Annotated in this window: 5 protein-coding genes and 1 pseudogene; 1 reads left to right on the forward strand and 5 read right to left on the reverse strand. The window is 30.3% G+C overall.

The features are described 5' to 3' along the window. Together ACMUOV_RS03535 and ACMUOV_RS03540 are read right to left on the reverse strand one after the other, a co-directional pair. Nucleotides 1-373, reverse strand: a 373-nt coding sequence (locus ACMUOV_RS03535; protein WP_413853733.1) for a dCTP deaminase domain-containing protein, incomplete at its 3' end; no start/stop codon positions are given. A gap of 20 nt (nucleotides 374-393) precedes the next feature. Further along, nucleotides 394-858 carry a DUF3828 domain-containing protein gene (locus ACMUOV_RS03540; RefSeq protein WP_413853735.1) on the reverse strand — a complete coding sequence of 155 codons (465 nt, stop codon included), beginning with the start codon at nucleotides 856-858 and terminating at the stop codon, nucleotides 394-396. A 142-nt stretch (nucleotides 859-1,000) separates the two neighbouring features. On the opposite strand from ACMUOV_RS03540, the gene ACMUOV_RS03545 reads away from it, so the two are divergent. Continuing rightward, nucleotides 1,001-1,666 (forward strand): acyl-[acyl-carrier-protein] thioesterase, encoded by a 666-nt coding sequence (locus ACMUOV_RS03545; RefSeq protein WP_413853737.1) that lies wholly within the window; start codon nucleotides 1,001-1,003, stop codon nucleotides 1,664-1,666. A gap of 117 nt (nucleotides 1,667-1,783) precedes the next feature. Here the strand turns inward: ACMUOV_RS03545 and ACMUOV_RS03550 are convergent, their stop codons facing one another. The 3 genes and pseudogenes from ACMUOV_RS03550 to ACMUOV_RS03560 all read right to left on the reverse strand — a co-directional run. Continuing rightward, complete coding sequence (locus tag ACMUOV_RS03550) at nucleotides 1,784-2,281, reverse strand: GNAT family N-acetyltransferase (protein ID WP_413853738.1); 498 nt, start codon at nucleotides 2,279-2,281, stop codon at nucleotides 1,784-1,786. Then, the gene (locus ACMUOV_RS03555; protein ID WP_413853740.1) at nucleotides 2,278-3,711 is read right to left on the reverse strand and encodes a carbon starvation protein A; all 1,434 of its coding nucleotides are present in this window, start codon (nucleotides 3,709-3,711) and stop codon (nucleotides 2,278-2,280) included. The genes ACMUOV_RS03550 and ACMUOV_RS03555 overlap by 4 nt, the downstream gene beginning before the upstream one ends. Before the next feature lie 182 nt (nucleotides 3,712-3,893). Beyond that, a pseudogene (locus ACMUOV_RS03560) lies at nucleotides 3,894-5,216 on the reverse strand (MATE family efflux transporter); the annotation flags it as partial. Nucleotides 5,217-5,342 lie beyond the last annotated feature (126 nt).

The following is a 5,342-nucleotide window of genomic DNA, read 5'->3' on the forward strand; positions in this document are numbered from 1 at the left end:
CCGGCTCAAAAGGTGTTATATTAACCAAAATTCCGCATCTTGCATAAGTGGATTTACCGAAAGCTATCGTTATAATATCTCTGGGAATTCTAAAATATTCAACGGTTCTTGCAAGGGCAACGGTTTGTGGTTGAAGTATTATAAAATCGTCAACTTTTATATCCTGAAATAAATTTTGGTCTATTTTTTTAGGGTCAATAAATGTTCCGTCGGATTTTTTTTGCATTATTTTGAATTCGTTTGATACTCTGAAATCATAACCGTAAGATGATGTTCCGAAAGAAATACCTTTTCTTATTTGTTCCGGTTCAAACGGCTCTATCATTTTTTTTTCAATAGCCATTTGTTTTATCCATTTATCAGGTTTTACCATTTGCACAATCCTCTTTTAATTTAAATTTTTACGGACTTTTTATGTTTCCAATAATTATCGACTTCTTTTTTTATCTGTTCAAAATTATAACTGTCAAGTTCATCTATCTTAAATGTTCCGCCTTCTTTTATAAGTTTTATTTTTATCGGCTTAGTGTGTTGTTCCCATTCAACCGAATATAAATTGTTTTCAATTTTTGAAACTTTTAAATTTTCAACCGGCAAAACATCTTGAGCATTAAAGAAAATATCATAATCTATTCCGACAATAATGGAATCTTCACTGTCAAAAGAATACAACGTATCTAAATCCGCCAACAGTTTTTTGCTGCAATATTGCTTTAATACCGTTTCGGTTGAACCGTTATTGCAGGCGGAAGTATAATCTTTATAAAAATTATATATTATATCCGTCTTGTTTTGCTTTTCACACCCGACAATAAAAAATAATACGGCAAATATATAAATTAAAATTATTTTATGCATTTTATTTAAAGAAAGTATAAACTCGATATATTAACATATTTTATAATAAATTTATATGAACTGTCCAGAAAAAAAACAGATTAAAAAATTTTTTAAAATTTTATAGAATAATAAAAAATTTTAAATAGAAAAGGAAACTAAAATGGATAAACTTATTAGAGAATGCAAAATATCAAATTCACAATGTGATATAAACGGTAATATAAGAGTTATCAGTATATTTCATTTATTGCAAGATATGGCGGATACTCATGCCGAAAAACTTAATGTAGGTTATACTTTTTGTAAAGAACACAATTTGGCTTGGGTAGGAAGGGCATACCATCTAAAAATAAATTATTTACCTAAAGTTTTTGATGAATTGATACTTGAAACATGGCCGTGTGCAAGGACACCAATTATTGCAGTTAGAGAATTTCTTATAAAAGACAAAACAGGTAAAATATTAATTGCAGCTTCAAGCCAATGGGCTATGATAGACACAATAAAATTAAGACCTATAAAATTTGACAGTTTTAACCTTACTTATGATGTGTTGCCTGAAAGAGCAATTGATACGAACGGGCATGTAAATAATTGTATTTATCCTATGTGGGCAATGGAAACATTTACCCCGCAATTTAAAAAAGATTATAGTTTAAATGAAATGGAAATAAATTTTAAAAAACCGGTTTTTATAGAGGATAATACGGTAACCGCAAAAGTTCAAAATAATTCCGAAACCGATTTTACAATTTCTATGGGAACACCCGAGAAAGAAGCCGCCCTTGTAAAAATTTTGTTTCACAAAATTTCTATTAATGTATAGTGTATAATTTATAATGTATAATTAATGTGTTTTTTGCAAAATAAAAAACTTAAAAAAGCAAAAATCTTTGTATTTTTACCAAAATTTTACATTATACATTAAAAAACTTTGTGTTTTTTACAAAGTTTTTTCAAAAACATAGTCGTCCATAACAAAACCGTTGCCGATATCTGTAACCTGTGTTCTTATTACAACAAAACCTTTATGTTTATACACTTCTATTGCATGAGTATTATTTTTATTTGCGGTTAACCAAACGGATTTTAATTTTTTATTTCTTGCTGAATTTTCAATGAACTCAAAAGTTTTTGATGAAACTTGTTTTCCTCTAAATTCTTTTAAAATATAAAGTTTGCTTAAAAACATTTTTCCGTCTTTTTCTTGCAACCCTATATATCCTGCAACGGTATCATCAACTTTTATTAAATAATAAAGATAATTATTTTTATTTATCGCTTCAGACAACGAACCAAAAGATTGAAATTTTTCTATCATATAATCTATTTGAGCAAGTGATACAATTTCTTTGTAAGCTTCGTGCCAAACAATATTTGCTGCTTCGGCCACCTTTTTTATTTGTTCTTCGGTTACAACTTTTTCAAATTTTATATTCATTTTGCACCTCTTAATTTTTTTGAAATATAGAAGATGGTTATTACGACAAAAATAAATGCAATTATACTTGAAAGACCGTAACTTAAATTAAAGCCGATTTTTGCATTTAATATAAAAAGCATATCTATGTATACAAACAACAAGCCCGGCAATAATGTAATAAAATAATTCTTTTTGTTTTTATACAGGTATATTGTGGCATAAAAAAATGTAGGTAAAACCATTAACTGATTAACAAACATAAAGTAACGCCAAATAAGTGCAAAACCGTCCGGCTGAGTTTTTACGATATAAAGCAAAATAATAACCAAACAAAATACCGGAATACTTATTAAAAACCTTCCGGAAGGTTTTGCCTGGCTTACTTTAAAGGCATCCGATAACGTAAGTCTTAATGCCCTTAAAGAAGTATCTCCCGTTGTTATCGGTAATACAACAACCGCTATTATAACTATAAATGCCAAATATGCTGGAACAAAATATTCCGTCATTATTCTGATTGCCGGAACTTGCCCTACAAAATTTTCGGGAACTATATTCAAACTATAAGTTGTCATTGCTGCCGCTGCCCATACCATAGCAATAAAACTTTCAACACACATCATGGCATAAAAAACTTTTCTTCCCTCTTTTTCATGTTGAACCGTTCTTGCAATAACCGTTGATTGTGTGGAATGAAAACCTGATAACAATCCGCAACTTATTGTCATAAAAAATATAGGAATTAAATAAAATTTTTTAGGGTGCATATTAAGATGAGCAAAATTTATTTCCTGCAAATTTACACCTTTTATAAAGAAACCTGCCAATAAAAGAAAAGTTCCTATGATTAAAATAAAACCGAGTATCGGATATACATTTCCGATAATTTTATCTATAGGAAACATAGTTGAAAGCATATAATATAAAATTATGGAACCGTAAATATATAAAATAATTTTGTTGTTTAAAGAAAAATCGGTAACGTTAAAAAACTTTGAAGCAAGAAGGTCGCCTGATGTATAAACAAAAACAACGGCAACAAGAAGCATCAAGACGGAAATTATTACCAAAAATACATAATACCAGGTTTTACCTAAATATTTTTCAATTAGCCCCGTTACCTGCATACCGTTGTTTCTCATTGATATCATTCCTGCAAAATAATCGTGAACGGCACCCATAAGAATACATCCTACAGGTATTAAAAGAAATGCTATAGGTCCGAATAATATCCCCTGTATTGCACCTACAATCGGTCCCATACCGGCAATACTTAATAACTGTATCATTTGGTTTCTTCTAATGCTTAAAGGAATAAAATCAACACCGTCGTTAATTGCATAAGCCGGTGTAGGTCTGCCGTCGGGTTCAAATTGTTTTTCAACATATTTTGAATATGTAAGATAACCTGCCAATAAAATCAGAAGCCCTACTGAAAATGTAATCATGTTGTTCTCCTTAAAAAATCACAAAGTAATTTTTGGCTGATAAAATGAGCCAATTTTATTTCATAAAATTTCAGCTGATAGCTTATAGTTTTCGGTATTTTTTGCTTTGCAAAAAATCTATTATTTATCAAAATTGCATAGCATTTTTTACAACAAACTCCTCAGCTTTCAACCCTAAACCCTCAGCTTTTCAGCTTTTTAAATATCTGTATCTTTTTATGTAATTTTGCCGATATAAATAATGTTTGATTATGTTTATGAAAATAATGGTGTAATAAAATTGCCGATATCAAACAAGCAAAAAAATCGGCAACGGTTGTTGCAAAAAACACACCGTCAAGCCCCATAAATTTCGGCAAAATTAAAACAAAAGGTATAAGTAACAATACCTGCCTTGAAAGACTTAAAATAGTTGCCTGTAACGGTTTATTAATAGCTTGAAAATATGTGCTGCCGAAAAAGTGCAGGGATATTACCGGAAGCATAAAATTAACAAACCTTAAACCTCTTGCTGCCATTTTTATAAGTTCTTCATTATCCGAATTAAATAATTTTACTACGGGAACCGCAAAAATTTCCGTTATTAAAAAACCCGTTATTAAAATAATGCTGCTCCATCTTATTGCCATTTTTGTTGTTTGTATTGCATTGGAATAATGTTTTGCTCCGTAGTTATAACCTATTAAAGGTTGGCTTCCCTGAGATATCCCCATAATCGTAAAAATTATCATGGAATTTACAGCCATTACAATGCCGATTGCGGCAAGTGCGGTATCTCCGCCGTATACAACTAAAGAACGGTTTAATATAAAATTTAAAATACTTGACGATATTTGAAATATAAATTGTGATATTCCTATTGCACATGCTGCAAAAACAATATCCCTTTTTAAAATAAAATTTTTTATTCTGACTTTATAAGGACATTTTTTGCTTAAAAAAAAGTATAGTATCCATACGGCACTGAAAGTTTGACCGAACACACTTGCCCATGCAACACCTTTCATTCCCCAACCAAGATAATAAACAAACAATATACCGACAATAATATTAACTACATTTCCAACAATTTGAGTTATAAGCGCAATATTAGGATGACCGCTTGACCTTATAAAGTGGTTCATACCGGCACCTATTCCCCAAATTGTAAAACCTATCATTGATATTTCCATATATTCTTTGGCATAGGGCATAACATCGGCACTTGCACCAACCATTGCTAATGCTTGTTCCAAAAAAATGTATAAGAATACCGATACACCGACCGATACCAACACAAGCATAACAAAAGTATTACCTAAAATGTGTTCGGCTTTTTTTATATCTTTTTTGCCCAAATATATGGAAAATAATGCATTCCCGCCAACACCTATAAAAGCACTGAAAGCAATATATAAAATTACCAAAGGAAAATTTACCGTAATTCCGGCAATTCCCAAATGACCTAAAGTATTTCCTATAAGCAACCTTGCTATTATGTTATATAAAGCACCGGTAATCATCCCGGCAACTGCAGGAGCAGAAAACCTAAATAATAAATTTGATAAATTTTTTGAAAATGTTCCGAAACTTCATAAAATTTTATCAACATTAAATGATGTCGGGTTGGGTTATATAAAAATAGGTCAGTC

Source organism: Candidatus Ruminimicrobium bovinum, assembly GCF_902760015.1.
In the GTDB taxonomy this organism is placed as follows: Bacteria; Elusimicrobiota; Endomicrobiia; order Endomicrobiales; family Endomicrobiaceae; genus Ruminimicrobium; species Ruminimicrobium bovinum.